At 55.5% G+C, this 26,530-nt stretch carries 18 protein-coding genes and 2 pseudogenes; 9 read left to right on the forward strand and 11 right to left on the reverse strand.

The annotated features are described in order from the left end of the window. Positions 1-46 precede the first annotated feature (46 nt). From NJT13_RS20310 to NJT13_RS20325, 4 genes are all read left to right on the forward strand, one after another. The gene (locus tag NJT13_RS20310) at positions 47-982 is read left to right on the forward strand and encodes an ArdC-like ssDNA-binding domain-containing protein (RefSeq protein ID WP_254525969.1); all 936 of its coding nucleotides are present in this window, start codon (positions 47-49) and stop codon (positions 980-982) included. Further along, on the forward strand, positions 975-1,193 hold the full coding sequence (locus NJT13_RS20315) for a HalOD1 output domain-containing protein (RefSeq protein ID WP_254525970.1): 219 nt from the start codon (positions 975-977) through the stop codon (positions 1,191-1,193). The genes NJT13_RS20310 and NJT13_RS20315 overlap by 8 nt, the downstream gene beginning before the upstream one ends. A 267-nt stretch (positions 1,194-1,460) precedes the next feature. Then, the gene (locus NJT13_RS20320) at positions 1,461-2,486 is read left to right on the forward strand and encodes an outer membrane protein assembly factor BamB family protein (RefSeq protein WP_254525971.1); all 1,026 of its coding nucleotides are present in this window, start codon (positions 1,461-1,463) and stop codon (positions 2,484-2,486) included. 283 nt (positions 2,487-2,769) lie between these two features. Next, positions 2,770-4,467, forward strand: coding sequence for an ATP-binding protein (locus NJT13_RS20325; protein WP_254525972.1), 1,698 nt, complete (start codon positions 2,770-2,772; stop codon positions 4,465-4,467). Positions 4,468-4,612: 145 nt separating this feature from the next. On the opposite strand, the gene NJT13_RS20330 is transcribed toward NJT13_RS20325, so the two are convergent. The 3 genes from NJT13_RS20330 to NJT13_RS23585 form a co-directional block, all read right to left on the reverse strand. Further along, on the reverse strand, positions 4,613-4,885 hold the full coding sequence (locus NJT13_RS20330) for a hypothetical protein (RefSeq protein ID WP_254525973.1): 273 nt from the start codon (positions 4,883-4,885) through the stop codon (positions 4,613-4,615). A 125-nt stretch (positions 4,886-5,010) separates the two neighbouring features. Further along, entirely contained in the window at positions 5,011-7,950 is a 2,940-nt protein-coding gene (locus NJT13_RS20335; RefSeq protein ID WP_254525974.1) for a UvrD-helicase domain-containing protein, read from the reverse strand. After that, on the reverse strand, positions 7,947-10,367 hold the full coding sequence (locus tag NJT13_RS23585) for a PD-(D/E)XK nuclease family protein (protein WP_425499829.1): 2,421 nt from the start codon (positions 10,365-10,367) through the stop codon (positions 7,947-7,949). The genes NJT13_RS20335 and NJT13_RS23585 overlap by 4 nt, the downstream gene beginning before the upstream one ends. 360 nt (positions 10,368-10,727) lie before the next feature. On the opposite strand from NJT13_RS23585, the gene NJT13_RS20345 reads away from it, so the two are divergent. After that, a complete protein-coding gene (locus NJT13_RS20345) occupies positions 10,728-11,570 on the forward strand; it encodes a DUF8172 family protein (protein ID WP_254525976.1) in 843 nt (280 codons plus the stop codon). 188 nt (positions 11,571-11,758) lie between these two features. Here the strand turns inward: NJT13_RS20345 and NJT13_RS20350 are convergent, their stop codons facing one another. The 5 genes from NJT13_RS20350 to NJT13_RS20370 all read right to left on the reverse strand — a co-directional run bounded on the left by NJT13_RS20350 (position 11,759) and on the right by NJT13_RS20370 (position 15,942). Beyond that, complete coding sequence (locus NJT13_RS20350) at positions 11,759-12,850, reverse strand: tetratricopeptide repeat protein (RefSeq protein WP_254525977.1); 1,092 nt, start codon at positions 12,848-12,850, stop codon at positions 11,759-11,761. 148 nt (positions 12,851-12,998) lie between these two features. Continuing rightward, positions 12,999-13,448, reverse strand: a complete 450-nt coding sequence (locus NJT13_RS20355; RefSeq protein WP_254525978.1) for an HVO_A0114 family putative DNA-binding protein — start codon at positions 13,446-13,448, stop codon at positions 12,999-13,001. A 426-nt stretch (positions 13,449-13,874) separates the two neighbouring features. After that, on the reverse strand, positions 13,875-14,741 hold the full coding sequence (locus NJT13_RS20360) for a DUF8008 family protein (RefSeq protein ID WP_254525979.1): 867 nt from the start codon (positions 14,739-14,741) through the stop codon (positions 13,875-13,877). A gap of 281 nt (positions 14,742-15,022) precedes the next feature. After that, complete coding sequence (locus NJT13_RS20365) at positions 15,023-15,640, reverse strand: hypothetical protein (protein ID WP_254525980.1); 618 nt, start codon at positions 15,638-15,640, stop codon at positions 15,023-15,025. Then, positions 15,637-15,942 (reverse strand): hypothetical protein, encoded by a 306-nt coding sequence (locus NJT13_RS20370; RefSeq protein WP_254525981.1) that lies wholly within the window; start codon positions 15,940-15,942, stop codon positions 15,637-15,639. Before NJT13_RS20370 ends, NJT13_RS20365 begins: the two co-directional genes overlap by 4 nt. A 196-nt stretch (positions 15,943-16,138) precedes the next feature. On the opposite strand from NJT13_RS20370, the gene NJT13_RS20375 reads away from it, so the two are divergent. Further along, positions 16,139-16,360, forward strand: coding sequence for a winged helix-turn-helix transcriptional regulator (locus tag NJT13_RS20375; RefSeq protein ID WP_254525982.1), 222 nt, complete (start codon positions 16,139-16,141; stop codon positions 16,358-16,360). Positions 16,361-16,619: 259 nt separating this feature from the next. Here the strand turns inward: NJT13_RS20375 and NJT13_RS20380 are convergent, their stop codons facing one another. From NJT13_RS20380 to NJT13_RS20390, 3 genes and pseudogenes are all read right to left on the reverse strand, one after another. Then, entirely contained in the window at positions 16,620-16,880 is a 261-nt protein-coding gene (locus NJT13_RS20380) for a hypothetical protein (protein WP_254525983.1), read from the reverse strand. 460 nt (positions 16,881-17,340) lie between these two features. Continuing rightward, complete coding sequence (locus NJT13_RS20385) at positions 17,341-18,534, reverse strand: hypothetical protein (protein ID WP_340681210.1); 1,194 nt, start codon at positions 18,532-18,534, stop codon at positions 17,341-17,343. After that, a pseudogene (locus tag NJT13_RS20390) lies at positions 18,527-20,038 on the reverse strand (DEAD/DEAH box helicase); the annotation flags it as partial. The pseudogene NJT13_RS20390 and the gene NJT13_RS20385, both read right to left, overlap by 8 nt. Here NJT13_RS20390 and NJT13_RS20395 point away from each other — a divergent pair. The 3 genes and pseudogenes from NJT13_RS20395 to NJT13_RS20405 form a co-directional block, all read left to right on the forward strand. Then, positions 20,030-22,060 (forward strand): annotated as a pseudogene (locus NJT13_RS20395) (VirB4 family type IV secretion system protein); the annotation flags it as partial. The pseudogenes NJT13_RS20390 and NJT13_RS20395 overlap by 9 nt on opposite strands. Before the next feature lie 4 nt (positions 22,061-22,064). After that, positions 22,065-23,213 carry a DUF8128 domain-containing protein gene (locus NJT13_RS20400; RefSeq protein WP_254525985.1) on the forward strand — a complete coding sequence of 383 codons (1,149 nt, stop codon included), beginning with the start codon at positions 22,065-22,067 and terminating at the stop codon, positions 23,211-23,213. Next, a complete protein-coding gene (locus NJT13_RS20405) occupies positions 23,203-26,259 on the forward strand; it encodes a type IV secretory system conjugative DNA transfer family protein (protein WP_254525986.1) in 3,057 nt (1,018 codons plus the stop codon). Before NJT13_RS20400 ends, NJT13_RS20405 begins: the two co-directional genes overlap by 11 nt. The last annotated feature ends 271 nt before the right edge of the window (positions 26,260-26,530 follow it).

The following is a 26,530-nucleotide window of genomic DNA, read 5'->3' on the forward strand; positions in this document are numbered from 1 at the left end:
TCGAGTTCAGTTCGATTCGATCCGACTCGAGAAGCAGTGATCGAACATGGCTACGAGCAGCAGCTCCCGGGAAACGTTCGACGATTCGGACACCCGGCACGACGAGATGCACAGTACGATCGAAGCATGGATCCAGGACCTCGTCGACGAGGTTGATGACGCCGTCTCGAGCGAACAGTTCAAAGAGTGGTTGGACGTCCAGAGTCGTTTCCATGACTACTCGCACCGAAACACGCTGTTGATCAAACTCCAGTGCCCACACGCGACACGCGTTGCCGGCTATCGAACATGGCAAAACGAGTTTGACCGACACGTCAAAGAAGGGGAGACAGCGATCTGGATCTGGGCACCCATCATTGCAAAGCAGTGCCCTGACTGCGGAAACTCGCCGTCGTATCACGAGCGCAGTGGCTGTGAATACGATGAAACCCCTCCGGACAGTTGGGAAAAGGGACTCGTGGGCTTTCGGCCCGCACCCGTCTTCGATATCTCACAGACTGACGGCGAGCCACTGCCCGACCTCGAGACCGAAGCCAAGGGACAGGCTGACGAGTTGGTTCCCGCACTCCTCGAGGCAGCAGATCCCCTCGAGGTGGACGTAGAGGTCGTGCCACCCCAGGACTGGTCGCATGGGAGTGCCAAGGGAATCTGTGAGTACCGCCCTCAAGAGCAGCCACGCGTCGCCGTCCGTGATCGTGAGAACGACGCTGATCTTGCCGTCACGCTCGTTCACGAGTACGCGCATGCGCTGTTACACAGTGGCGTCGACGACGAGGCTGAGCGATCGAAACGCGAACTCGAGGCCGAAGCGGTCGGTTACATCGTTGGACGGCGCTTCGAGTTGGATACCAGTGGATCAGCGTTCTACCTTGCCGCGTGGCACGGAGACGAGCCAGAGACGGTCCTCGATCGGTTTGAGCGGATCAGTTCGACTGCCCAGGAGATCATCGACGTTATCAGCGAGGTGGTCGACGATGAGTGATCGACCGCTTCTGCTCGAGATCATCACTGCACTCGAGGAACAGGGCCTCGATCGAGACGAGTACCAACTACAGCGGATGATCGACGCCGAAGCCCTTGAGCGACTTGTAGACTCGACGGGCCCACAGACTGATCTCGAGATTCGATTCTCGGTTGAAGAGTTCCGCGTGGTGGTTACATCATCCGATATAGCTGTGCTCCGTATCTCGTAAAACGGGTCGCCAAGCCAAGGATGTCATAGGATCGTTCATAGATCCTCTGAGCATTATTTTGCGAGTGTATTCTTTCATACCAGAAACAATATAAGATCTTGCCTGAACCAATAGAGTATGCCGTCCTCAGATGGCCAATCCTCACCGATACGCCGCACGGTCCTCGCCGCCTGCGGGACTACCATGCTTGCCGGCTGCTCAGACGTCTTTGAGACTGGCTTGTCTAAACCACCTATCGAATGCTCTCCCACAGTCTCTGCATGGCCTATGTACGGCTACGATGCCGCTCGCGCGAGCCATGTGGCTTCTCGTGATCTGCCGTCGGCTGACGCTGAGGTGGGTCGATTCTCCCAGACCGGTGCTCAAACAGGTGGCGGTGGAAGTGTCGAAGCGCCGCCAGTCGTCAATGATGGGATTGCCTACGTCGCGGGGGACACCCGAATCGAAGCCCGCGATATCAAGACCGGGACACGTCTGTGGGAAACCGACCCCGGGGATGGCGTCAATACGAGTCCGGTTTTAGCCTGCGGGACCGTCTACGTGAGTACGCTCAACGAAACGCTCGCACTCGATTCAGAGAACGGAGATGTGCTCTGGCGAATGGATGGAGGGGCACATAGCGGCGTATCTACTTCGCCGGTCGTGGTTGACGATACAATCTACGTCGCGGTGGGCGGAATCGCCGCCCTTGACGCCGAAACGGGTGATGAACGCTGGCACGCACAGACAGATCACAGTGCGCAGGGAGTTGCCGTGGCCGATCGTGTCTATGTCGGTGCAGGGAGCAACGGCAGCGGTGAGGTGGCTGCATTCACGCGTAACGGCGACGATTGGTGGCGCACGACTGAACCCGGAGAAGTTTATACCGCTCCCGCAGTCGCCAACGAAACGGTCTTTGCCGTCTCGAAGACGGGTACCTTGACGGCGCTCGCTGCTGCCGATGGGAGTGTCGAGTGGCAGGCAAACGTCGAGCCAGGCATCTACGTGCCGCCGGCGGTCGACGACGAGCGCATTGTCGTCGCAGCAGGCAATGCGCGGACGATGGCCTTCAACGCGACAACTGGTGATCGCCTCTGGACGTTCGAGACGGGCGTTAGCAAGGGAGCACCGGTCATTGTTGGCGACCATGTGCTCGCTACAGGGGCGAACACGGGAGTCCATATGCTGGATGCCGCGACAGGTGACCGTGTTCGCCACTGGTCCGCTGAGAATGTGGGCTCTCAACCAGTGATCGCCGCTGATCGGTTATTCTATCTTGGCTGGAATGTTTCGGATGTTTTCGTAGTCGAATAATCAGTCCGATCCCAACCGTGGTCATTTCTTGGGCGTCTCTTTGACGGTCACCCCCAGCAGTTGAACGTCGCGATGGCTCGCGCCCAGCGGTTCTATGTGGTTGTCAGCGACTGGTACACGTTTGCCCATCTGCAGACGGTTCCGACGAAGACTCTGTCCTGTACGCCAGTCTCTACTCATTCCTCGAGAACATCGGGAGACTACGCCAGGTCGAACCAGAGTTCATTCCTGTTCTCAAGTGACCGCACGGTTCGGTTTGTGTGGTGCCAGATGAGTGGACACCATGACAGATCATCTGACGTTATCGGAGTTCGCAACGAGCGAGTCAACTGACTCGAGGCCGGCCAGTCAGCCATCGACTGACGAGACCGTGACGATGACCGCTGACGAGCGGGTCGCAACGTACCTCATCGAGGATCAGATGGCGGATCTCACAGACGCGATTCGCGAAGCTGTCCAAAACGGCATCGACAGTCCGGGGTCATCCCGTGTGTTGGTCAGCATCTCACCTGAGCGGTCGATCATCCTCGATGACGGTGCTGGTGTCGATCTCGAGTCGACCGAAGGGCGACGCAACCTCTCAGTGCTGGGTGCAGGAAGCAAGCAACGAGCAGACGACGAGACAATCGGCGAGTGGGGCATCGGCAAGGGTGCGATCATCGCGAAGGGTGCCGTTCGTATCTGGAGTCACGACATCGCACTGTGCTTTGACTACCGAGATCGACGCGATTCGGGACCGTGGGCAGACGTCAGCGGGCGCGATGGCCAACTCGTTGACGCTGAGCATCATCTCGAGGGAGTGCTCGTCGAGATCGATCACTACGAAGACGAAGTGCCGGACCCGGACAGCTACCGGTGGCGGCGCTACGTTCGTTATCTTCGCAAGCGCTTCGCGTACGTACAATCCCAGACAGGCGTTTCGATCGTGATCAACGGCGAACCGGTCGACAAGGGCGATCCACTCGAAGTAGTGGCTGACTCGCCACATCCGTCGCTCACACGCGAAACTGAGGATGCGATCCTCGCACTCGAATACACACCTCACGAGGGACTCGACATCTACAGCAATGGGCTGTACGTGACGACAAAGCGCGAGTACGGACTCGGTGGGGTGGTCGTCTCGAAGGGCAACTTGACGCTGAACTTTGCCCGCAACGATATCCAGTCGGGCTGTGATCGGTGGCAACGGATCGACAGCGCACTTGAGCAGGCACGTGACGATCTATATGCTGAGGTCTCGGACGATCGGCTGACTGCCGAGAGTCGGGAAGTGATGATCGAAGCGATGGCATCCGAGTCATCGGACGAGCAGTGGGCAGATCGCAAGCTGTTCCAGCTAGCAACGGAGTCCCGTATCAGTCTCGAGGAGATCCAGGCGGCCCCGAAAATTGGGTGGGTCGACGGTGCGGAAAAAGGAGCGGACAAACTCGTCGAACGGGGCTATGTCGTCCTCGATACGAGCGATACAGCGACCCAACGACTTCGCGATCTCGCCACCGATGAGGACACGTCGATAGCGGTGCCGGAGACGTTCGATGTTGGCGAGCAAGCAAAGTCAGAAGGTGTCTGGACGGGCTACCATCGCATCGAGGACGAATCGCAACTGAACGCTGATCAGCGACGGTATCTCCGCTTTGCTCGAGTACTCGCACGAGAGCTTGGGATTGAGCGAGATGTGTACTACGGAGAGGCAAGTGCCGATGCCTGGACTGACGGCAGGACGTACATCGTGATCACTGACTCGGCGGTGACGAGCCGCCAGCGTGCAGTCTGGATGCACGACCTGTATCTCGTGGTGTTGCACGAGGCGGCCCACGAAACCTCGAGTCGGGATCGGCCTTCTCATGGGCATCACTTTGAGAGTTCGTATCGGTCGCTCGTGGAGGAGCCAGGTAATCGACGTTCGTTCGCGAAGCTTGTCCAGCAGATCGTCGACGAGGGATTCGAGTCCGTGTTCGAAGAGTATGGGATGGGGGTCTAGCAGAACGCAGCCATCGCTTCTGGACAATTCCGATACTCGAGTGGCGAGATATCGAACTGACTCGAGTTGAGTGCAGAAGATCGAGATCAACAGAGTGTGTTGATCTATCTGGAATACAAATCCGCTCTTCGGAGAGCCGTTAACGTTAACACTGCCTCTCTGGCGACGTAACCCGAAGTTCGTCCTCGACTTCGTAGAAGTAGCCACGTTCGAGGAGCCGCGTCAGTGCGTGCTCGACGTCCCGTTGCTCGAGTGCTAACTCTGCATCGGCGGCCAGAATGGCAGTGGCATCGTCATAATTGATCAGCGGAACACTGTCTTCGCCAGCATCTGGCCGACATGCCTGCGTACACAGCCGGTCGTAGCACTCGAGAATCCACTCCGGAAGTGGTGGCCGTGGATCTGTGACGCGAGCCATTGCAGTTCTGTCTCGTTGTTTCGACAGTCATTCGCTTAACAGTATCCGTCGAATACGGCGTTGATCCTGAAGCCGCAGTTGCAGCACTTGAGATTGGAATGTTAAAATAAAGTCCTGGGTGAATATTAGTAGGTTGAAGGCTTTTGTATTTTTTCGGAGTGAATGTGTTCACCGACCACGGGCGTCGTTATTTCGTATAACTCCTCGAGTGTGAGCGGCGATACTTCCACACGCTCATTATCGGCGGTATAGAAGATGCTGGTCGAGATAGTTCGATCTGGGTACTGCTCGGCTGCGACGTGATAATAGACGCTGAGCTGTTTCCTGTATTCGGCCTCTGCATGGCGGGAAAGGTCCGTCTTGTAGTCAATAATCTGGATCCGCTCCGATGTGATTACAAGTAAATCGATAATGCCGACAAGAGTGGCCTGTGGATCCAAATCCAAGGGAAGAATCGCCGTAACTTCTGGTTCAAATTGCCCGTCAAGGGTATCAAGGAGCGTCGCAACGTGTTCCTGATCGTCATTACTCGGTGAGAGATCGTCCCCTCGTGCATACTTTTCGGCGAATTCGTGAAGCTTGTCCCCGAATTCCGTCCCTCGTCCTTCCGTGACCTCGTCGTACACGCTATCATCCATAATGTCGTGGACACTCATCCGGTGGGGACTCGTTCGTTCGGGTGGCGTAATTGAAAACGACACCTCGTCTTCCCGATATTCGGTTTCAGTATCGACGGATGGTTCGAGTTCGATCGGCTCGAGCGGGAGTTCGGTGAAGAAAGGACTTGGCGAGTCACCAGCTGTGAGGAACAGATGTCGCTTCGCTCGAGTCACCGCGACATAGAAGAGTCGACGCTCTTCGTCGTATTCCGATGGCAAACAGCCGGTGAGAAGATCGTACGGCCAGTGTCTGTGGACGTAAGGCTGACCGCTCGCCTCGCTGTAGATGGATCGTTGTCTGAGCCCGATCAGTTCCCGATACTGGATCGTACCTGATGATGGTCGCCCGTAATGCGGGAACGCTCGTCGGTTCATGTTCGCACAGAACACAATAGGATATTCCAACCCTTTCGCGCTGTGTATCGTCTGAAGCGTGACGGAATCCTCACCCGGACTCGAATCGATTTCAATCGTGGATCCGGCCTCAATGTGTTCCTCTATGTAGGTAATTGCCTGGCTTCGGGTTGCGAGCGTTGTCTCGTACATACCGGTGAGTTCGCCGAGTAAACCGTTTGCATACGCTCCATCGTATCCGTATTCGTCGAAGACAATTCGGGCAAATCCACCGATGGTTTCACACTCTTGTAAGGAGTCCCGAAACGCAATCATTGCGTCGGGATACTGTTCAGTCTCGAGGATCTCACGAGCGTGCGGGAGCGTGCATCCAACTTCTTCCAGAACGGTCGCCCATCCTCGTTGATCGTTCGATTCACAAATCCGAAGCCATGCTAGCAGAAGTTTCGCCTGATCGGTATCGAATAACTCCACCCCACCCTCATACGCAATTGGAATACCGTATTCGTTCGCCCTCTCGAGGAGGTCACGAGCAAACGATCGAGTTCGAGTAAAGACGGCAATATCGCTATACGATGGGGAGCCAAGCCGTTCTCGTTCAGCAGCCGCTTGCTCCTCCACAGACATCTCTGCTGTCGAGACCGGTTCATCTCTTACCTCGACACTGTAGTCCTCGTTTCCGACGACATGCTGTATTCGATCGAGAAGCAGTTCGATCTCATCTTCGTGGGTAACCGCCTGAATGTGACTGTTATTAACGCGGCTCGTGGCCTCGAGTTGCGTTATCTCGTTCTCTATTTCCTCCGCATCCAGAGTCTCACCGTGTGTTGCTGGCGTTGTCAACGTCTCCGACGCCAGTGAGAGAATCGATTCCGTGGAGCGGTAGTTCTTCTTCAGTGGTATCGTTTCGACCTCGTCGACGGCATACTGAACTCGGGTCTCATCACGATTCAATTCCGCCTTGTATCGCGAGATCCGTTCCTCGAAATTCTGAATGTTTTCGACCGTGGTATACTGGAACCCGTAGATACTCTGTTTCCAGTCGCCGACGACGCAGATGTTATTATCAGCAGCAAGGAGCAGCGTGAGTTTGAATTGCAACTCGTTAGTATCCTGGAATTCGTCGACCATGACATACCGGTGGCGAACCTGTTCGCGAACAGCTGCGTCCTCACACAGCATCACGAACGCCATCACGAGCATGAGCCCTTGTGTGAGGTAGTTACGCTCGAGCGCATACTCGAGGTACTCGAAATAGACATCGTGTACAAAGGCGAGTAGGTCCTCTCGGTCCTCATCAAATGCCTGCTCGACAGGTTCTGAGTGAAGTTGTGGGTACCCGACAATCTCGTCGGCTGTCGGTGCATCGGGAACATATTCAGTTGCATCCCACCCACTTACTGACGAGCGTGAATCGGATTGTGTGGGACCGTTTGCCCCTTCATTCGGTCGATTTTCCCGTTCAAAGATGTCTATGAACGCCTCCCGGTCACCCAGAAGCGGAGTACCGGTATCTCGGTACCACCCGTCGCGTTCAGGAATTATACCTTTCGCAGCGAGTTCGGCAATCAACGAGCGCAGAGAACTGGGATCGTTCAGCGCTGCCAAAAGATGCTTGTGTTCAGGATGACGGTCTTCGAAACGAGTGATGAACGTATTGAACAGCTCTCCCTCCCGAATCCCATCCTCGATTAACTCGAGTGATTGTGGAATCTGGTCGTCAATCCCGATTTTGGCCGGGATTTCGTGACCATAGCGTCGAAGCAGCTGATAACAGTAGCCGTGAAATGTGCTAATCGGAGCGTCCTGTAACTGGACGGGATCATATGGGGACTGGCGAGCGATCCGATCGGCCATCTCTGCAGCCGCATTCCGCGTGAACGTGGCCAAAAGGATGTCCTCTGGTTCGATATCCGGTTTTTCGAGGATATTCGCATACCGGTGCGTTACAGTGAACGTCTTGCCCGTTCCTGCGCCGGCATCGACGAGATAGATCCCGTCGGTCTGTTCGATCAGTGTTTCTTGCTCCCGGTTTGGTGATATTTCAGTCATCGGTCTGTGAGTATGAGGTCTCGATGATCGACGCGGTCCCAAGTCGGTCCTTCCTCCCGATAGGCTACCGGAAACCGACTGTTTCGATACTCGTTCACGGCCTCGAGTTGCTCATCGACGAATGCCTCGAAAGCATCGAGGTCCGATTGCAGGACGTATCCGGTCGGTACATCGTCAAGATCTTCGATCACTTTCTCGCAGCCTTGACGAACGTACTTGTACTCGCCGACGCGCTCCTGGGCATATGCGACGAACTCTTCGGTGATCGTCGCCCGTCGCTCGGGATCCTTTCCAGCCCGGGGAAGCTCGTGAGTCTCGAAAAAGTCCCTGTAGGCTTCGTACCCAAGCGGATGCAGTGCCCGACACCGCTCGTTCGAGTCAGCGTAATCGGTTACACTCTCGAAGGTATCTCGACTTGCGACGAACTCGCTAAACGTCGCCGGGACGTAGGTAATTGTCGTGACAAGCTCTGCTGGATCAGGCGGAGATCCCGTGAGGGTTTCATCGACACCCTCGAGCAGATGAACGAAATGGAGTTCGAGGCGCTCGTCCGGCCGTTCCTCTCGATGTTTGGCAAGGTAGACGAGTGCCTGAAAATTGGGGTACTCATCGACCGGATCGATTGATGCCGCCTCAAGTATGTCCGAAGCGTCCTTCTTGTTCCCGGTCTTGTAATCGACGATCGAGGTTTCGCTCTGGATCAAATCAACGTATCCGTGAGCGCCAATCGACGTCGATGCGAACCAGCGTTCCGTTAGCTGCGAGTCACACTCGACACCGAGTTCGGTAGCGAGTTCGTTTTCGTGGTTTCGGTGATCGTAGGTGTTGTATCTTCCTTCCGATGGCGGATTTTTGTCTAAATACGCTGTGATCGCATCGAGTCCGACCTTCAAATACGTTCGCTGAACGGCTTGCTTCGAGTTACTTAGGTATGGATTCAACCGCTCACACATCGCGTCAAGCACGCGACCGCGCTGGTCTTCTAGTATCGATGGATCGGAAACGTAGATCTCAGCGGCCTCGTGGAGAAGCGTTCCGCGAACCATGTGAACTGACGACGGCGATTGGACCAACCGATCGAAGTACGCATCTCGAGGCGAATTTGCGAGGGCTTTCAGTCGAGATTGACTGATCGTCTCTATGCGTTGGGGTGGTGTCGAGGGACCGTCTGGTTCAGGAAACGGCGACATCAAATCTGAGGTCGTGTGCCCGCCGTACCGTGTGTGTGGGAGATCACCGAATGAGTCAAACGGCTCGTCACGGAGTCGTCGCAGATACACGCACGGAGTCACGTCGCTTCCGGCCTGCGTCTCTTGGACGAAATAGTACCGTTGTGTCCCGTTCTGGAGCAGTCGCTCGAATCGCTCGAGGTCGCGTTCTAAGTATGCTTCTCGGTCGATCCAAGGATAGTCCGGCGGGCTCTGTGCCCACTCCGGGCCCAGACCGACGTAGAAGACGACAGGTCGGTCAACGTATGCTGTGGACGTCGCATCCGCTAAGAGAACTCCGTCAGTAGCACTCGAGTCCGTTGGAACAGTAAACGCATCGAGATAGTACCGGAAACGCGAAACGCGATCCTCTGTGACCTGCGCGTCCAGTATACCGAGGTTCTGAAGCTCGCGTCGAAGTTCAGCTAACCCTGTGCTGCTGATCGACTCGTACACCGACACGACATCACGGAACGTTCCTTCGTCGACGGCTTCCTGGAATTCAACGTAGCCCCCAAGTTGATCTGGCTCGAGCGAATCTGCCCGTTGTTCTTCTACATCTTTGGGAAGGTCGATCCCAGCCGTCGCGAGCACCGGTCGGATTTCCGTGACTCGCTGATCGGACCCCGAAAATGTTGCTTCTAGCAGTCGGAAAAACGCCCGAACATCGTCATCATCCTCGAATCCAGGTCCACCGCGATAGGGAATTTCCCGTGCTTCAAGGGCAGACTCGATCAGCGCACTATACAGACTATCCTCGGCAAGAACGATCCCAAATCGATCCGCTGTGTCTGGATCAATCTGGTCGACGATTGCCGAGACGATTGCTGTCGCCGATGGGAAGATATGTAGCTTGGGGAAGGGAACGTGAGTGTCGCCCAGCGACGAATAGGTTTCGTACCCATCAGGAGGGAGGAGTTTTCGGTCGAGTTCGGACAGACGAGCTTCGTCAATTACCGCAATCTCTTGCTCCGATGAGAGCGTCGTGCGCTCGATGGACCGATAGCTGCTCTCAAGTTCCCCCAGCATTGATACGACCAATCGGATAGCGGAACTGTCGAACTCAGGATACTCGAGTATCTGTTCACGGTCGCCCGTCGCTGTCCAACAATCGATACACAACTCGAGTGCTCTCACTGCTTGCTTCCACGAGAGATCCGTCTGTGCGACGATTTCGAAAAAGAGCGGTCGGATGTCATCGGGAAACATCTCCTGAACGGCATAGCTTCGCGGTGTAGCCGACAACCGACCGATTCGAGGGCTTTGCACTCGGTTATCAAGCGCAAGTGCGAGGGGTGCTTCGCCAGTAAGAGCAATATCGCAGTTCGCAACCTTCGAATAGAGCTGATCGATTGACCGTGCTTCTCGTAATGGCACAGTCAAAGAACTAACTCAGTTTACTTGAACTTAGCTAATTTTCGATATATTAGCACGAGGTATAGGAGGTTATCGACGCCGTTGAGAAGTTGCTTGCCGATGACTGTTAGCGAATTTCTATATGTCCCTTCTTTTGGGGGCCCTTAGGACAAAAAATAGAGACTATGTGCCTCCGGTACGTTCCCGAGTTTAATGACCGGTCTCGTCCACTACCACCACCCCGACGACGAGCAATATTCACTTGCGTACGTTACGCTCGATCACGACGAGATCGACCCCGACGATGGGAAAGTCGAAACCTACCAACTCGAGAAAACGGTACATGTCCTCTACACCAACTCCGGGGCAAGTGGAACGGTCGACGACATCACCGAGGATTTTGAAGCGATACTGGACGAAATGGATGAATCAGACCGGCTCGTGACAGTGCGAATTCTCCAGACGTTCGAAGGTGTCCTCGAAGCCACAGAACTCGAGGAGGGAGAGAAACTCGAGATTTACAAGCAGATCGACGTTGGTCGAATTCCAGCTGCACTCGAGCACGTCGATTGGTCGAAATCGGTAGTCGAGGTCGCAGGGCAGTTGATGTCGTCCCTCATTTTGGCCCACCCCCTTCCAAACGCCAACCATCGAACCTCGATCGCATTCGCCGAGTGGTACCTCGAGAGTGCCGAGCCGTCGTTTTCGCTCCCGAAGTTGGCGACCGAGAGCTACGACTGGAAAGAGTGGGTCGACACGTATATCGCCGACTCGAAGCGACTGCTCACCGTACGGCGAAACACAACCCCGTTCAGGTTGCTCGATGAGTGGGGCTGTGAGATCGTGTTGCGAAAAGGTGGGATTGAAATCGAGCTCTCGGAGTACGACCTCGAGCTGCCACAGTCAGAAGCCCTGTCGACATATGCGACTCATCATACCGAACTCTGTACCGAGTTTATGATCGAGTCAGTGACGCGAGCCGGAGCGTCGCATCTGCGTTTTGAGAATGGGGTCGACAAACAGGAGTTCCTCGAGTATCTGGAATCTAGCGAGTAAGGCGTACGTGTTAGTCCCGCAGCTGGGCAACGGTTCGTCCGAGTTCCCGAGCACGTTCGCTCTCGGAGATGTCATACCGTTCTTCCAGCGACCGAAGTTGTTCTTCGAATTCCATGGTGGTACGGGAGTGTGCTCCTCTACAAACAGATAGTGCGTCGTCGAATAAGTAAGTTCTCGTGCTCAAGCGCTCACTCTGGGTCGGATGTCTCTGTATCAGATAGTCGGCTTTCTACTTCCTCACAGCGCTCGGCTACTATCGACGCTCCCTCGAGGGGGCTGTCGGCATCCAGTGCCGCTCGGTACAGTTCTGCCGTACGTTCCATCGCCTCTCTCGTTAGTTCGTCTGGTTCCTCGAGCCAGTAGCTATCAGCGAGTTTCTTGTACGCCCAGGGATCCTCGGGATACTCCTCGATGAGTGACTCGAATTCCGCCCTGCTGTCGGCGGTTCTGTCCAGTTCCGCGAGCGAGTCGGCGATGAAGTGACGAAAGTCGAGTAGGAACTCGTCAGATGCATCCGGGAACTGCTCGCAGACCTCCCGACAGAATTCGAGTCGGTACTCATGATACGCTGGATCATCTTCCGCTACGGTGGCAAGGTCACTGTCGAGCGATCGAATGAACGCCTCGAGCGAGAGAAACGACGGTAATTCTCGGTCTGCCTCATCGTTAGACGTGATTTCGTCGGGTGTTACGGCGACGATGTACTCCCAGGCAGTTAGCCACCGATCGCAAGCCTCAGCGCGGTTCCCTTTCTCACGGAGATCGCGTCCCTCCTGAACGAAGTCGTAGATCCGTTCTTTGTTCGGGGTGTCGGGTGCCCAGCGCTCCCAGAGTACTTCTGCGGCCATCCAGATGAAGTCCTGATCATAGCCCGTGACATCAACCTCGTATTCAGCTTCCCACTGCTCGGAGAGTGTAGTCGCCGAATTGAAATTTTCAATCCGACTCTGAAACATCGTCTCGCTCGTTTCGATGGAGTGATCGGCGAGTTTTTCGACAATTTCGTCCGTCGAGAGGGCTTCGACGTCGCTGAGTTCCCACGCATCAGCAGGGTGGGTCCCGTTTGATGTGTCGGCTATTCGTTGCTCACGGTGAGCGGGTTGACTTGCTTCTTGGACCTCTTCGTTGCCACTCTCACCTAATCCGTGTTCGTCGACGTATTGCTCGACACGCTTCTGATCAATCCGACTGAGTTCGTCACGTTCGTGGTCCTCGTAGAGATGCTCACGGATCGCAGATTCCTCCTCAAAGGTTTGCTCGCAGTAGCGACACTCGACCATTACTCGAGAACTATGTATGCGGGTAGAAAAACAACAGGTGTGAACAGGACGTGCGCTCCGGAACGCCGAGGAAGTACGTAGCCTGCGATGTCGTCTTCACCGAGGTGTCTACTTCGCTAAAAAGCTGAAACGGCGCATTTGACCGATTTTACGGTGCGGCGGCTACCGTGTCGTCAGTCGCTGGATCGAACGGGAGGTTGATCACGAGTTCGTCGAACCAGACGACCGGGCGCTTACTCTGGCCGTCTTCCTCGAAGAAGATGATGCCCAACTGGGCGAGCCGACTGAGTTCTTCGTGGACGTTCTTCACATCCCGGTCAACAACCTGTGCGGTCTCATTAATGCTGGATGGCTCTTCCTGGCGGATGGCTTCGATGAGATCAAGGACGCACGGCGTCAGCGTCTCCATGAGATCGTCGTAGCTAGTGAACGAGAGTGTCGGCGGGGTATCCACCGCATCGTCCTGCTCGAGCGTCTCAATGCCGTCGGTGACATCATCGTGGAACTCACTGGACGACTTGACGGTCACGACGAGGGTTGATTCGGCCCGAAGCTGTTCGCGCTCCATCGGGTGCAGCGGCGGCGTGGTATCGTTCATAGGTATCACCGTGGGTGATGGCCTCACTTGACATCGAGCTCGGAGAGCGTCTGCTCACCGTGAAGAGCAGTGAGGGCGTGAAGCTCGCCTCCAGTGAGCATACTGTTGCATAATATCGAATTGATGTATAAGTGACTTCGCTATCTTGCAACAACCGACTGGCCCAGTCAAGTCAGCGCACAGTATTAACGTCGATCCGAGAATCTCCACAGTGCTCTCGAGAGGATTCCGGTGACAGCTGGCGTCTTCAGACACACCCACAAGGAAGTCATTGGAGTGAGACCGACAACGACCGATCAAATGACGTACCACAGAGTAACGGTACACTGCATACAACCGCTCTTATGCTGGATATTAGGTGGACGGATAGAGTGAGACCCTTCTCAGGGGTTGTGGGTCGTCGGGAGACACCCGCACCTGTCGACGTCAGGTGTCTCCGGAACCGGCCATTTCACCGGGGATGTCGACGTCGTCCATCAACAAGACACGTCGTTCCGTGTACTCGAGGCCGTTCTTGCGCTGTGTCCGCTTTTTGACTGCTAGCCTGCTCTTCGAGAGATCGAGTAACGCATCGATCGTTCGGGAGACCAATTTCTTCGCGTAGTCGTCACTGATGCCCTTCTCCTGGCGTCGAATCCAGTGTTTCATATCGCCAGCGGTAACATACTCTCGAACGCTTGCACTTCCCTTTCGCCAGGGGTTGTCTCCAACCGACGGATCGGTACGTGCCTTCCAGAGCTTTGCAGCAAGCCGTGACGGAAGCGCCGATGTCGTTGCCCGGAGCATATCTTCGTCCATCTTCGCGAGCTGCTGGAGTGGAAGCAGATCCCCATACGAGAGGGAGACATCGCCACCACGCTCGAGTGGGTCGTCACTCTCGGGCAATCGGAAATAGCTCTCACCATCGTCTTTGCGGATGCGCTCGAGGCGGCCATCCACAACGTCGATCTCCCCATTATCGATGTGTTCTTCTAGGAGGTGTGCGCCCTTCTCGAGTTCTCGTGCCTGGAGTTCACCGACGCGATCCTTGTTGGCGTTGAGTTTCTTCTCGTGGGCGTCTAGTCGTGCTTCGATGGGTGTCTGTGATACTTCCAAGTCCTCGAGGCGTGCTTCGAGATCCTTGTTTTCGCTGTGGGCTTCCTCGAGTTCGGCCTCAAGGTGACCTATGCGGTCGTCCTTCCGGGTGAGTTCGTCCTCGAGGGTTGTGACACGCTCGTGAAGGCGCTCGAGTTCGTCGACGAGTGTTTGGAGTGTCTGTGCGTCAGGTTCGGGACAGTCTGTGTTCGCGCTCATTTGGTTCTGGATTCTGGGTTCGATGGCATTGTCGGGCGATTCGACTCGCGCTGCTGGTCGATGTCGGGAACGCTGATGGAGCAGTAGACGACTGACTCGAGAGCCGTCTCGAGGAATCGAAGTGGCCGTCTCCCCGAAAGACGTCTTCGTATTCGAAAGTCCGGTGTCGGTCTACCGGGGGTTGGTGGCTCCGTCTCGAGTGGCGAAGTGTGGTGGTCTACTGCGCTGGATAAGTCAAGCGATCCCGAGGAAGTGTGCTAGATCAGCTAGCTACCCTCGGGTTAGAGTCGACAGTCATGGCTTGCCAGCGTGGTAAGCGAGTCGAACGGACACTCGCAGATATCGCAGTAGTGTCTCTGTTCCGTGAGAAACGTCTCATGGTTCGTGTGGCCGCCATCGGGAACGGCAGACTGTCTTTGTTGATTGGGTCCACTAGAATCGTGCTCGCTGGGCCGTCCCTGTACGTGAAGATCGACTTCGGTAATCGGTTCACGACCAGTTTCTCTCCAATCGCTGTTGCGGCGTTCGTGTTCGATCCGCCAGGCTTCGCCACCGGTATCGGGGACAATCATCACCCGGCGGCGACGGCCGCTGATCGACGTGTACTCAAACACGAATTCGACGGTTGGTTCGGTGGGCTGGTCGCAACCGCCGTCGGTTGCAAGACGTGGGTCGTCATCAGCATCGACGAGCAGAGTTCCGTCCTCGGTCTCGAGAGTGTGGGATCGGATATCGTCGTCGGCGATAATGATCTCCGAGCCGTCGGTCGCTTCGATGTCGCCCGGTTCGTAGCCGGCGACGGCGCGGGCCTCCGCTCGAAGGCGCATCTCGCGAGCGCCTTCGCGCTCGAGTTGTTCGGCACGCTCTGCGACAGCTTCGTGATCGTTGACGAACGTCATTGGTCGCCCACCTCGACAGCGCCGACGATCGCGTCAGCCATCGTCTTGAACAGGTACTGCACTTCGAAGCCGCCGCGACGGTCGGCGATGTAATCAATCCAGTCGTCGATCGTCTTCTCGACGTCCACGAGGTCGTAGCGGACGGTGCGCTCGCCGTTCTCGATAACGTGAACGGACTCGTCGGTCGTCCGATAGACGTGGTGTGCGCCCTCGTTGTCGATGCCGACAGAGATGTAGTCAGCGCGTGGGTCAGTAGTCTGTGCTTCCGAAACCGTTTCGTGGGTTCGCGGTTGAACACTCATTGCTTCTGTAGCTCCAGAAGCGCAGGTCGGCTGCTCCAACAGCCGGCCGAGAATCGGTTTTCCCGGCCACCCTGCGCCTCATAGTTGCTACTCTATCAGCCAATCTATTAAACCTATTGGTTGTAGGTTATCACCAGTAGGTTTTTGGCCATTGCCATCAACTTATCATACACCGATGAGTATAGCAACCAAATCTATGGACGCAGACGATATGCGCGACGCTGATTGGGCAATCCTCGACGTGCTTCGCGAAGGGCGTGCAAATGCACCGCTTATCGCCGAAGAAGCGGGCTACTCTTCGCAGTACGTCCGAGAGCGACTTGGGCGTCTGAAACAGGACGATATCGTCAAGCCACTGGGGCATGGTATCTATGAAATCAATGAAGACGAAGTTCCGGAGCATGATCACAATGAGTAACCAGCAGCCGCTGTCAGATCTCAAGGTTCACGAACGGTCGCTCGTCTAGGTCCGCAACGCACTTGCCGCACTCCAGCAGGTGCCGGCTGTTGGGCTCGACGAAGCGAAACCGATCATTGAGAAGGGTCTTCCAGAGTCCCAATCCAGAATATATGATGCTCTTTACAGATTATATCAAAACCGGACAATTACTCATCTTGATGGAGATAAATTAGTAGAAAATAACGTAAATAACCCACTTGACCTATGAAGATTCTTATTAACTCTCTTCGGTAAATCGGCTTTCTGCTTCTTCAAGCACCTCCTCTTCGTCAAGTTTCCAGACTTCTTCTCTGATGAAATAGCCACCATGATCATCGGGCCCTGGACCTTCCTCTATTTCAAACTCACTACCAGTTACGACACCTTGATTTTCGTGATGGGAGATCCATACTGACTCAGCAGGCCCGCCATATGGGAGAAATTCAATAGTATATTGGGCTAACCTCAGTTCCTCATCGGTAAGCTCTGACGGATCCATACAACTACAAATTTGGCCTTTCGTAATAAAATTCCCACACTTGTTCAGTCACATACGATAGTATAGATTCTCTTGAATACCGTTCTCGACCCCCATTTCGAGTGCTTCAACTGGAGTTCTGCGTGCAGAGATGAAGAGGGGGCACTGTAATTTTTTGCGCTGTCGCCTTGGCGACACCCGCTAAGGGGACTTTTGGACAAAGTGCGAAACAACCACGCAAGGGCCGCGGTGCCAACCTTACACTCGAGTCGCACAAGAGTACCGACAGCGGGGGAGAGTCTAATTGGTACCCCAGATAGAGACCACCCACCAGTGGGGCTAACGGTCCTTCGTCACTACGGTCATCCCGACGTGATGTCAGTAACCATGTTGCCTTCCGACCGTGGACCCATTCGTTTGACTGATACACCATGGGTGAACTCCAACGCCGGCTACCGAGCGAACACAAACCTCACCGGGGTCACCGACAATTCTGACAGCCAAGCACTCCCGCAACCATGCTGATTGGATTCTCCTCTGAGAGTTGCGTGTTACAGTTATCACAATGAACTTCGTCGGTTACGCCAGCACCGATCGCGTACGGTGCACGGACAGTGTCGGTCTGATCGCCGTCCCCCACAGTGAATTCGATTTCTCCGCGCTCGTACGTCACGAGCGTGAACGCAATGGGTTTGGTACTCACCTCTATCGCGTGTCGGCGATAGATTTCCTGCTGTTTCTGAGCGTACCCTTGTTCCTTCTCTCGTAGGAGTTGCTCCAGTTTAACTTCGAAATCTTCTTTCTCGGCTTTGAGTTCCTGCCGCTTCTCAAGTGCCTCCACACGTTGTTGCTGAGATTCTGCGCCGTCGACGTCCCTAGCTACGTTCTGGAGACGGTTCGAAAGCGAATTTATCTCATTGCGATGATCGTTAATTCGCTGTTCCTGAAGCTGCCGGTATTCTTCAAACTCAGAATCAGCAGCACGAGATGCCGACTGACGAATTTCGGCGATCTCCTCCTGAAATCCTTCTACAGCAGTTTTCTGTCCGGCAGCGATTGCGTCTGTCAGCTTATCGGGAGCAATCGTCAGGTCGCTCTGATCATTCCCTACAGTTACGTCGTCAGGCCAGCCCGATTTTGGGCCGAAAAACTCGTCGACAAGTATCTCTGTAACACCAGGGAGCTTATCCTTTGACTCAATGTCGATCGTCACAGCTTCCAAGAATTGGGTCTGATACTCGCTGACCGTCTCGACGTCAATGCGTACGAACACACAGATAGCTGTCCGGTCATAGTACGGACTGAACGCCGCGTCTACAACTTCTACATCACTCTCTACAATCCACAGAGGATACCGATAGTCGCCATCAATCATCGAGTCCGTCAGGGCGAGTTGTCCGACGGTGGCCATCGATGCCGCTTCATCGAGCAGCTGTTGTGCAAATTCGCTCTCCGGCGTGAGTACGCAAATAGAATCCTCTTCCTCGTCTCGTTTTTCACTATCCAGGGCAATTTCGAACTCGCGGCGATCGCTAAAGTCGACGTCTACGTGGGTGGGTAATCGCACCTGCCATCGGTTTCCGTTTTCACGGATGGCCGCACCGAGGTCGTTCAAATACTCCCGAGTGAACGCTTCCAACGCAGATTGCGTCACTGCATGAGTCACGTCAGTCATCATCTGCCCCCAGATCGAAGCTTTCGAAGACACCGCTGTTGAACTGTTCGACCTTCTGTGAGAGATCCTGTTGCTCTTCGAGGTTAATCGCCATCGCGTCGAAGTCGTTCTCGAGTTCAACCTCGGAATCGGCGTCAACTAACCGTTCGAAGATTTCGTCTTCAAAGTTCGTACCCGTCTCTTCGAGGCGAGTCAGGATGGTGCTCAGTTCGCCGACGGTCTGTTGGAAGAGATCGATCTTGTGGTACAATTTATCTAGTACGTACTCTTCGATGGTGTCGTTGAGAGCCATATTGAAAATATAGACCTCTCGTTTCTGGCCGATACGATGAATGCGACCGATCCGCTGTTCGACTTTCATCGGATTCCACGGAAGATCGTAGTTCACCATGATATTACAGAATTGTAGATTCCGTCCCTCGTTCATCGCATCCGTAGAGACGAGGACGCCGCCGTTCTCCTGGAAATCCTCTACGATTTCTTCTTTTTCTTGACTTGAGTGGCCGCCATGGAACGCATGTGTCGTGTAACCCTCTTCTTGTAGCCCTTCGAGAACCTGCCGCTGTGTCGCACGGAACTGCGTGAACACGATCACTCGGCCCATTTCGACGTGCTCGCGGGCCTCTTCGACGATGTCGAACAATCGTTCCTGTTTCGTGACAGTCTCGATGGAATCAATTTTGTCTTGGATCGTCTCCAGTTCCTCTCTGTGGGTCAGTTCATTTTGCTCATGTAATTGCTTCTGGATCGTCCCCTCGAGTGCGGCGGGGCTACTGACGACTTCCTTCTGGAGTAACATCAGGACCAGCTTCTGACCTTGATCCTGGCTGTACGCGCCACGGACGTAGTCGGTGACCTCGTTGTAGAGTTCTTTCTCATCCTCGCTCGGCTCAAATGTTCGAGTATCGATGATGCGGTCGGTAAAGTCGATGTTCGTCTCCTCACGACGGTTTCTGATCATCACTTGTCCCAACCGACGTTGAAGTTCGTCGCGGTTTACCAGCGTCTCCTGATTGCTGTTTATGAAATACTGATGGAACGTGTCGCGGCTGCCGAACAGACCCGGACGAAGTAGAGAAACAATATTGTAGAGATCGGTGAGTTGATTCTGGATCGGGGTTGCCGTGAGAAAGAACGCGTAGTCGTAGGTGAGCTCATCGATGAGGTCGTAGCGATCGGTCTCCTCGTTTTTCACGTAGTGGGCTTCGTCCATGACGAGAACGTCCCAGTCTCGAGCGAGGACCGTGGTCCGGTGTCGGTCGCTCTTCGCGGTGTCGATACTGGCAATGATGCGATTATGTGCGTCGAATCCCTGGAACTCGTCGTCGTAGTTGCAGACGAACTCGAGCCCGAACTTCTCGAGGAGTTCTCCTTGCCACTGTTTGGCCAGCTGGGCCGGGGTGAGGATCAGCACCGAATCGTCGGTCTCGCGGTAGTGCATCTCCTTCAGAATCATGCCCACCTCGATCGTCTTTCCGAGGCCGACTTCGTCCGCGAGGAGCCGTCGGACGGTCTTCTCGAGCGACTGTTGCTCGAAACCGACATGCAGACGGATATCAGCATCCACCTCGATCCGTTCGACAGCCAGTCGGCACAAGATATGATGGCGGACTGGATCTCGGATCTGAAAATCAATCAGCACGACTCGCACAGCCTCAAAGCCGAGGATCTCCAGGAAGACATCGATCAGGCGAAGTACATGCGATCACTCGTCCGAGCGAACAAAGCCTCGTTCTACCGCGGTGGCGTGTTCATCCGACTGGCGGCCGACAGTGAACACGCCCTCAACAATAAGACGACTCGTTTGCGGTCGATCATCAAGGACGCGCCGGCGAATTGTACGCTCAAGGTCGCGAGTCGGTGGCAGGAACGTGGTCTTGCAACGGTCTCACCACTCGGAGCGAACGAACTCGGTCGCGACCGGATGTCGACACTGACGAATCAGGCGATCGGCGCGATGTTCCCATTCTCGTCGAACTACCTGATGATGGACGAGGGTATCGAATACGGCTATCACGGACATAACGGGTCACCGATTCGGATTGATCCGTGGGACCTCGAGACCGGCCACAGCGAACTCGTCGTCGGCATGCCCGGAGCAGGGAAGACGTTCGGCGGAATCATGCGCCATCTTCGGATGATGAAACGCCGCAACGATACCATGCTCGTCCTCGTCGATCCCGTCGGTGGCTTCCGTGGCATCGCAGACGCCCTGAACGCGAAAACGATCACCGTCGGCGGCGAGACGAAGTTGAATCCACTCGAGATCAGAGAGACGCCACAACACGTACTCGAATCAACTGATGGGGTCTCACCACTGTCAGCGAAGAAAGACGAGGTTGCCGCTGTGCTCGAGAACTTTCTCGACGCTCGTGATATCGATCTCGGAGCCGAAACGGGCGTTCTTTCGTACGTGATCGATGAGGTTTATCGCCAGGCAGGGATCGTTGAGGACGACGTCTCGACGCATACGTCGGCGAACTCACCGACGATGCAAGACGTCCACCGAATCCTCTGTGGTATCGCGGAGAACCCCGACGAACACAATATCGCAGACTCCGCCTCGGCTCGCGAACGTGCTGCTCGGTACGCAGATGAACTTGCAATCGCGTTCCAGCCGTTCCGGGAAGGCGGTGCCTACGAAAACCTCTCACATCGCTCCGAGATCGACATCCTCGAGGGCGATAACAAAGTCGTCTATATCGATCTCGGCCAGATCGAGGGAAGCGCATCGGGGATCGACCGCCAGACGTTCCTGATGCAGTTGCTGCTGTCGACGATCTACCAGCAGGCGAAAAACACTGATCGGAACGTCGAACTGGCGATCGACGAAGCACATTATCTCTTCGAGGATCAGGCGAATCTCGATTTCCTTGAGACGGCGTTCCGTCACCAGCGCCACGCGGGCCTTCGAATGGTGTTACTCTCCCAGACAGCCCAAGAGTTCTACGAAACCGACCAGGCGGAGAAAATCATCGGCATGTGTCCGATTAAGGTCTTTCACAAGCTCCCCGATCTGGACGATGGGACAGCTGACAAAATCGGCTTGACGGAAGAACAACGCCGGTACGTCAGAAGTGCCGATGCTGGGAAAGAGGATCTCGGCTACAGCCAGTCGCTCGTCCGCGTCGAAGAACATGGAACGTATCCGCTGCACGTCATCGCCGACGAGTTCGAGACACGTGTTATCGAATACGGACCCGCCGATCGCACGTTCATCGAGCAAGCGATTAGCGACGAACCGGCGGACCTACTCGCTTTCGAAGAGTTCGTCGAGAGGGAAGCCCAGCAAAACGCGCTCGCGACACGGTTCGACCTCACTACAGCCGAGGCACAGGATGTTCTCGAGGGAGAGTTCTCCGAAGAGGAGATCCTCGAAGCGGTCGTGGATCAGGCGCTCGAGGACGCCTTGGATGAGACAGATTCTGATGGAACCGACGCTGACGAAGCGCGTGTCCAGGCAGATGGTGGCGAGTCACCATCATCGACCGAGCGGAAGATCGCCGAAACGGAGGGTGACGACTAACGCTATGTCTCCGTTTGAGCGGCTCACGGAGGTATTCCATTCCTCGCCACAGTACGAGGCAACGCAACTCGATTTCGAAGGCGGAGAACCGTTCGTGCAACGGCAAGCAGACACTCCCGGGACGTTGCTGCGGATCCGTCCCTACAAAGAGAACGAGGGAGTGGTGGATGGAGCCGGGTTGCTCCAGTCAGTCCACGACGTGACCACCAATTTCCGCGGGAAGAACACGAGCGATCACCACTCGTTCGAGGTCTGGTTCGACGAGGGAAAGATCTGCTTCTATATGCACGCTGCTACCGACGCAGCCGCTGACAAGTTCCGGCGCCGTGTCGGGAACAACTACGCCAACAGCGAGGTTTTCCGTGTTGAGGATGGCCACGCATTCCCCATCATCGAGCCTGACGAGTACGTCGCTGGGGCCTGGCTCGAGATGGAGAAGATCCCCTACTACCCGATACGCCATGATAACAGCGAAGGTTTCGAGACGGATCCATACGGCGAGATCACGAGCGAGATGCTGTCGCTTGACGATAGTACGGTCGTCACTCAGGTCGTCTTCCGACCTGCAAAACAGTCCTGGACCGATGGCGATCGATTCAAACACAATAGCGTCGACGAACTCGCATACGCTCTCCGCCAGGGAACATCCGTCGGCTGGCTCAACCCACGGACGAGACCAGCGAGCGAGAAGGACAAGCAAGCTGCGAAGACGATCGAACAGCAACGCGGCCAACAGGCGTTTCACGTCAACATCCGGGTCCTCGCAGCATCATCGGAGCAGGACGAAGCCGAGGCTCGGGCGCGCGGTGTTGCAGGCATGTTCAGGAAGTACTACAACGCGGTCACCGAGCAGGGGCTCGACGATATCCCGGTCTGGCATCGCAGGAAACGAAAGCGGGCCAACCGACTTCGACGGTTCGTCCAGCGAATGAGCGATCGGGACTGGATCGATCGGCGCATGATCATGACCGTCGACGAACTCGCCGGCGTTGCCCACATTCCGAACGCGGAGATCGAGACGCCGAACATCGACTGGCGATATACTCAACGTGGTGATCGGGTCCCCGCTGACGTCGGTCAATACAACGAATCCGCCGATCGAAGCACTCCCAATCAACAGAACGTCGCCACGGGTGGAAGGGATGGTATTTGATCGCTTCTTCCGCAGCGAATCTGCCGAATCGTCAGCGAAAGGGGATGAGCAGACGAATACAGGTACACGAGCCATCGAAGGGGGAGAATCACTAGCTGAGTCACCACCCGTTCCTCAGTCGCGATTCGGCGAGTCGTACGATATCATCGAACGAGAGACGACCTCCATCGGCGGAGAGTCTGTAATATCTGTTACAGACAGTGAAGGCGTGGTCGCAGGCTCGTACATCCGCGAGATGTTCGAGGCAGGTGCCCATTCAGATTCATCTACCGTCCCGCTCTGGATTGGGTACGACGAGGATCCACAACGGGGGTTCCGCGAAGCACCGCTTCGATTCGATTCGCTCTTCCGCCATATCTGGATTACGGGAACCACTGGCTACGGGAAAACTACGGCGTTGCTGAATATGATGGTCCAGTGGGCGTATTCGGGCTACGGGTTCGTTTACTTCGACCCGAAAGGCCGTGACTCGCGCGAACTCCTCCGGAAGCTTCCCGAAAACCGTCTCGAGGACGTGATCTGGATCGAGCCCGGATCGACAACGCACGAGAAGACGGTCGGGATGAATTTCCTCGAGGTGCCCGAGTGCCAGACGATCGAGGAACTCGAGAACGAGATCGAAGGCCGGGTCGAGAATCTGAAAGCGGTCTTCGACACGTCCGACTACTGGGGCATCAACATGGAGGCGATTACCGAGACGATGGCCCGTGCGATGATGAAATCGGAGAAACCGTTCTCGGTCATCGATATGTACTTCACGCTGCTCAACGCCGAGCGACGCGAAGATTTCGCACTCGACGTCGAGGATCCCTATATCCGGGAGTTCTGTCTCGAGATCGCGAACATGGAAGAAGAGACGGTCCGACCCCTCCTGAAACGGATCAAGTCCTGGGTCGAAAATTCGGTGATCCGTCGGATTATTGCCCATCGCGAGAGTACGATCGACTTCCGAGACATCATCGACAACGATCGGATCGTCATCGTCCGAACGCCTGTCGAAAACACGGACATTAAGAAGATGGTCACGCTCGGCGTGATGCGGAATCTCTGGAGTGCTATTCAGCAACGGTCGTACGAACGCGTTGCCGATCCGGACCCCTATTTCGTTCTCTGTGACGAGTTCGACGATATCGCGAGCGACAATCTCGACATCGAGTCGATGCTGGCCCGGGCCCGATCGATGCGACTGTCGGTGACTCTTGCCTCACAGTATCCCTCACAGTTCGAAGAGGGGACGCTCAAGGCGATGCAGAACAACTGTGACAACCTTCTCGCGTTCTCGGTGAACGACGTCGACGACGCCCGACTCCTGATGAAACGGTTCCAGGGCTATACAGCGGAGGACCTGATCTCGACTGATCAGTATCAGGCCTGGACGAAACTGCCCCTCGACGGTGGGCGCTACTCCGAGCCCGTTCTTCTCAACTCGTTCCCACCGTATCCTCCGCTTCGAGGAGCTGATGCGGTCGATGACATCATTGAGCAGAGTTTGGATCGCTACGGGACGGAACCGCTGACGGATGCAGAGATCCTCCAGAACCTCATCTACAGCGACGCGAACAAGGCAGTCAATCCAGCGAAAATCCTCGACGAAACGATGGCCGACGCAATTCGCACGGTCCAGATCCGGGAGGGCGTTCGGACGGAAAACGGCTGGGTCGATGTCACGGCTGTCGATGAGGAACTGTCTATGAAACTCAAGAAGAGCGAACTCGAGGTTGAGTATGCACACGAAGACCTTCCCGACGTGCGTGACGCGTCGCGATTGATCGACGTCGACCTGCAGGACGACGAGATCGTTGTTCGCCTCACTGACGAAGGAGAAACACAGGTACAACCCGAGACAGGAATTGTCGGATCAGCCGGCGGGGCAAGCCACGATGCATTGCTCATGGATACAGAGGTGGCGCTTACAGAACGCGGGTTCAGTGTCGAAATCCTCGAGCAAGACGGGAGCGAACAGCCTGACGCCACTGCGACACACCCTGACCACGACGGTGTGTTCAATATCGAGGCCGAGACGACAACGCCTGACCGTCCCGCGAAGGTACTACAGAATCTCAAACGCGCTCACGAGGAGGATCGTATTCCGATCTTCGTTGTCCGTCCCGGTGACCCTGAGACTGAATGGGCTAAGCGGGTCGAGAACATCCTGTCGCCGCCACTGCGCGAACGAGCGGACGGGACAGAGCAGTTCTATAATTTCGATGAGATCGTGACGTTTGGCGGTGGCGCAACAGCTCACGGTGGCGTAACCGCTGTTCGGCCACGCACATCCGGGTCAAATCGGACGGTCTGGATGCGTGAGGGCGAGGACCGTGTTCTATCTGATGGCGACATAGAGTTGACCCGCGTTCCGGCCGATAAACCGCTCTCGAAGGATAGCATTCCAGCCTACTATAGTCACGACCGGGAAACGGGACAGTACACCGTCTACCGGACTGGAGAGAGTCACAAATACGACTCCAAGGCCGACTTCGAACAGGATTGGACGCCGATCAAACGACCGTTCATCCCTGCCACCGACCTCCCGAACGTAGACTATTCGCGAGACAGTTACCTCGTGGTGATCCTGCCACCCAACGGTAACCCACTGGTTTTCCAGCATGGAGAGACGTATCCGCTACCCGAGAATCCAGATCGCGAGGATCTGTGGCCCAGTGAATCTACAGTTGAGTCGCCTCAATCCGATAGCATGCAAACAGATTCTGGCGAGGATTCGTTATCACTACCGGTAGAATCTGATCCACCAGCTACGACTGCGTCAGTGGATGTCGATCCAGATGGAGACGGTGTCGAAGCGTTCACTGCGATGTACGTCAGGCAAGTCGAGGGTGCGAAGGTTCCCCAAGAGGAGGTATTTCAGGCCTACGCTACCTGGACTGACCAGCAGAATATTGACGGAACGACCAAGGGCTGGTTCACCCGGAAATTACGGAACGTCGTTGATCTCGAGACTGACCGGTCCAGAGTAGACGGAGAACGTGTCCAGTTCTACATCGGTCTGACCCTGACACAGGAAGGGAACGCACTGCTGGATCAATGAGGCCTACCAGCCATATGACACACAAAAATCGGGCCTCAGCAGTCGTTCCCTGCCGCTGGATCCCAGCTTGGAGTACTGGTCAGTACAGGGCCTTAGATGGCCATAATCCCGTATCACAATCATCTGTCCACGCAGATCGGGCGGCCAGACAAACTGCATGGACATGCCTGTCCAGCCAGAACCGTATGACAGAAGCGCCGTCCACGCACAAATTCGACCCACAACCAACTAGTATATACTGGGTTCATCCCGCAGAACGATGGGTGGACAG

The organism is Natrinema caseinilyticum (assembly GCF_024227435.1).
Lineage (GTDB): Archaea > Halobacteriota > Halobacteria > Halobacteriales > Natrialbaceae > Natrinema > Natrinema caseinilyticum.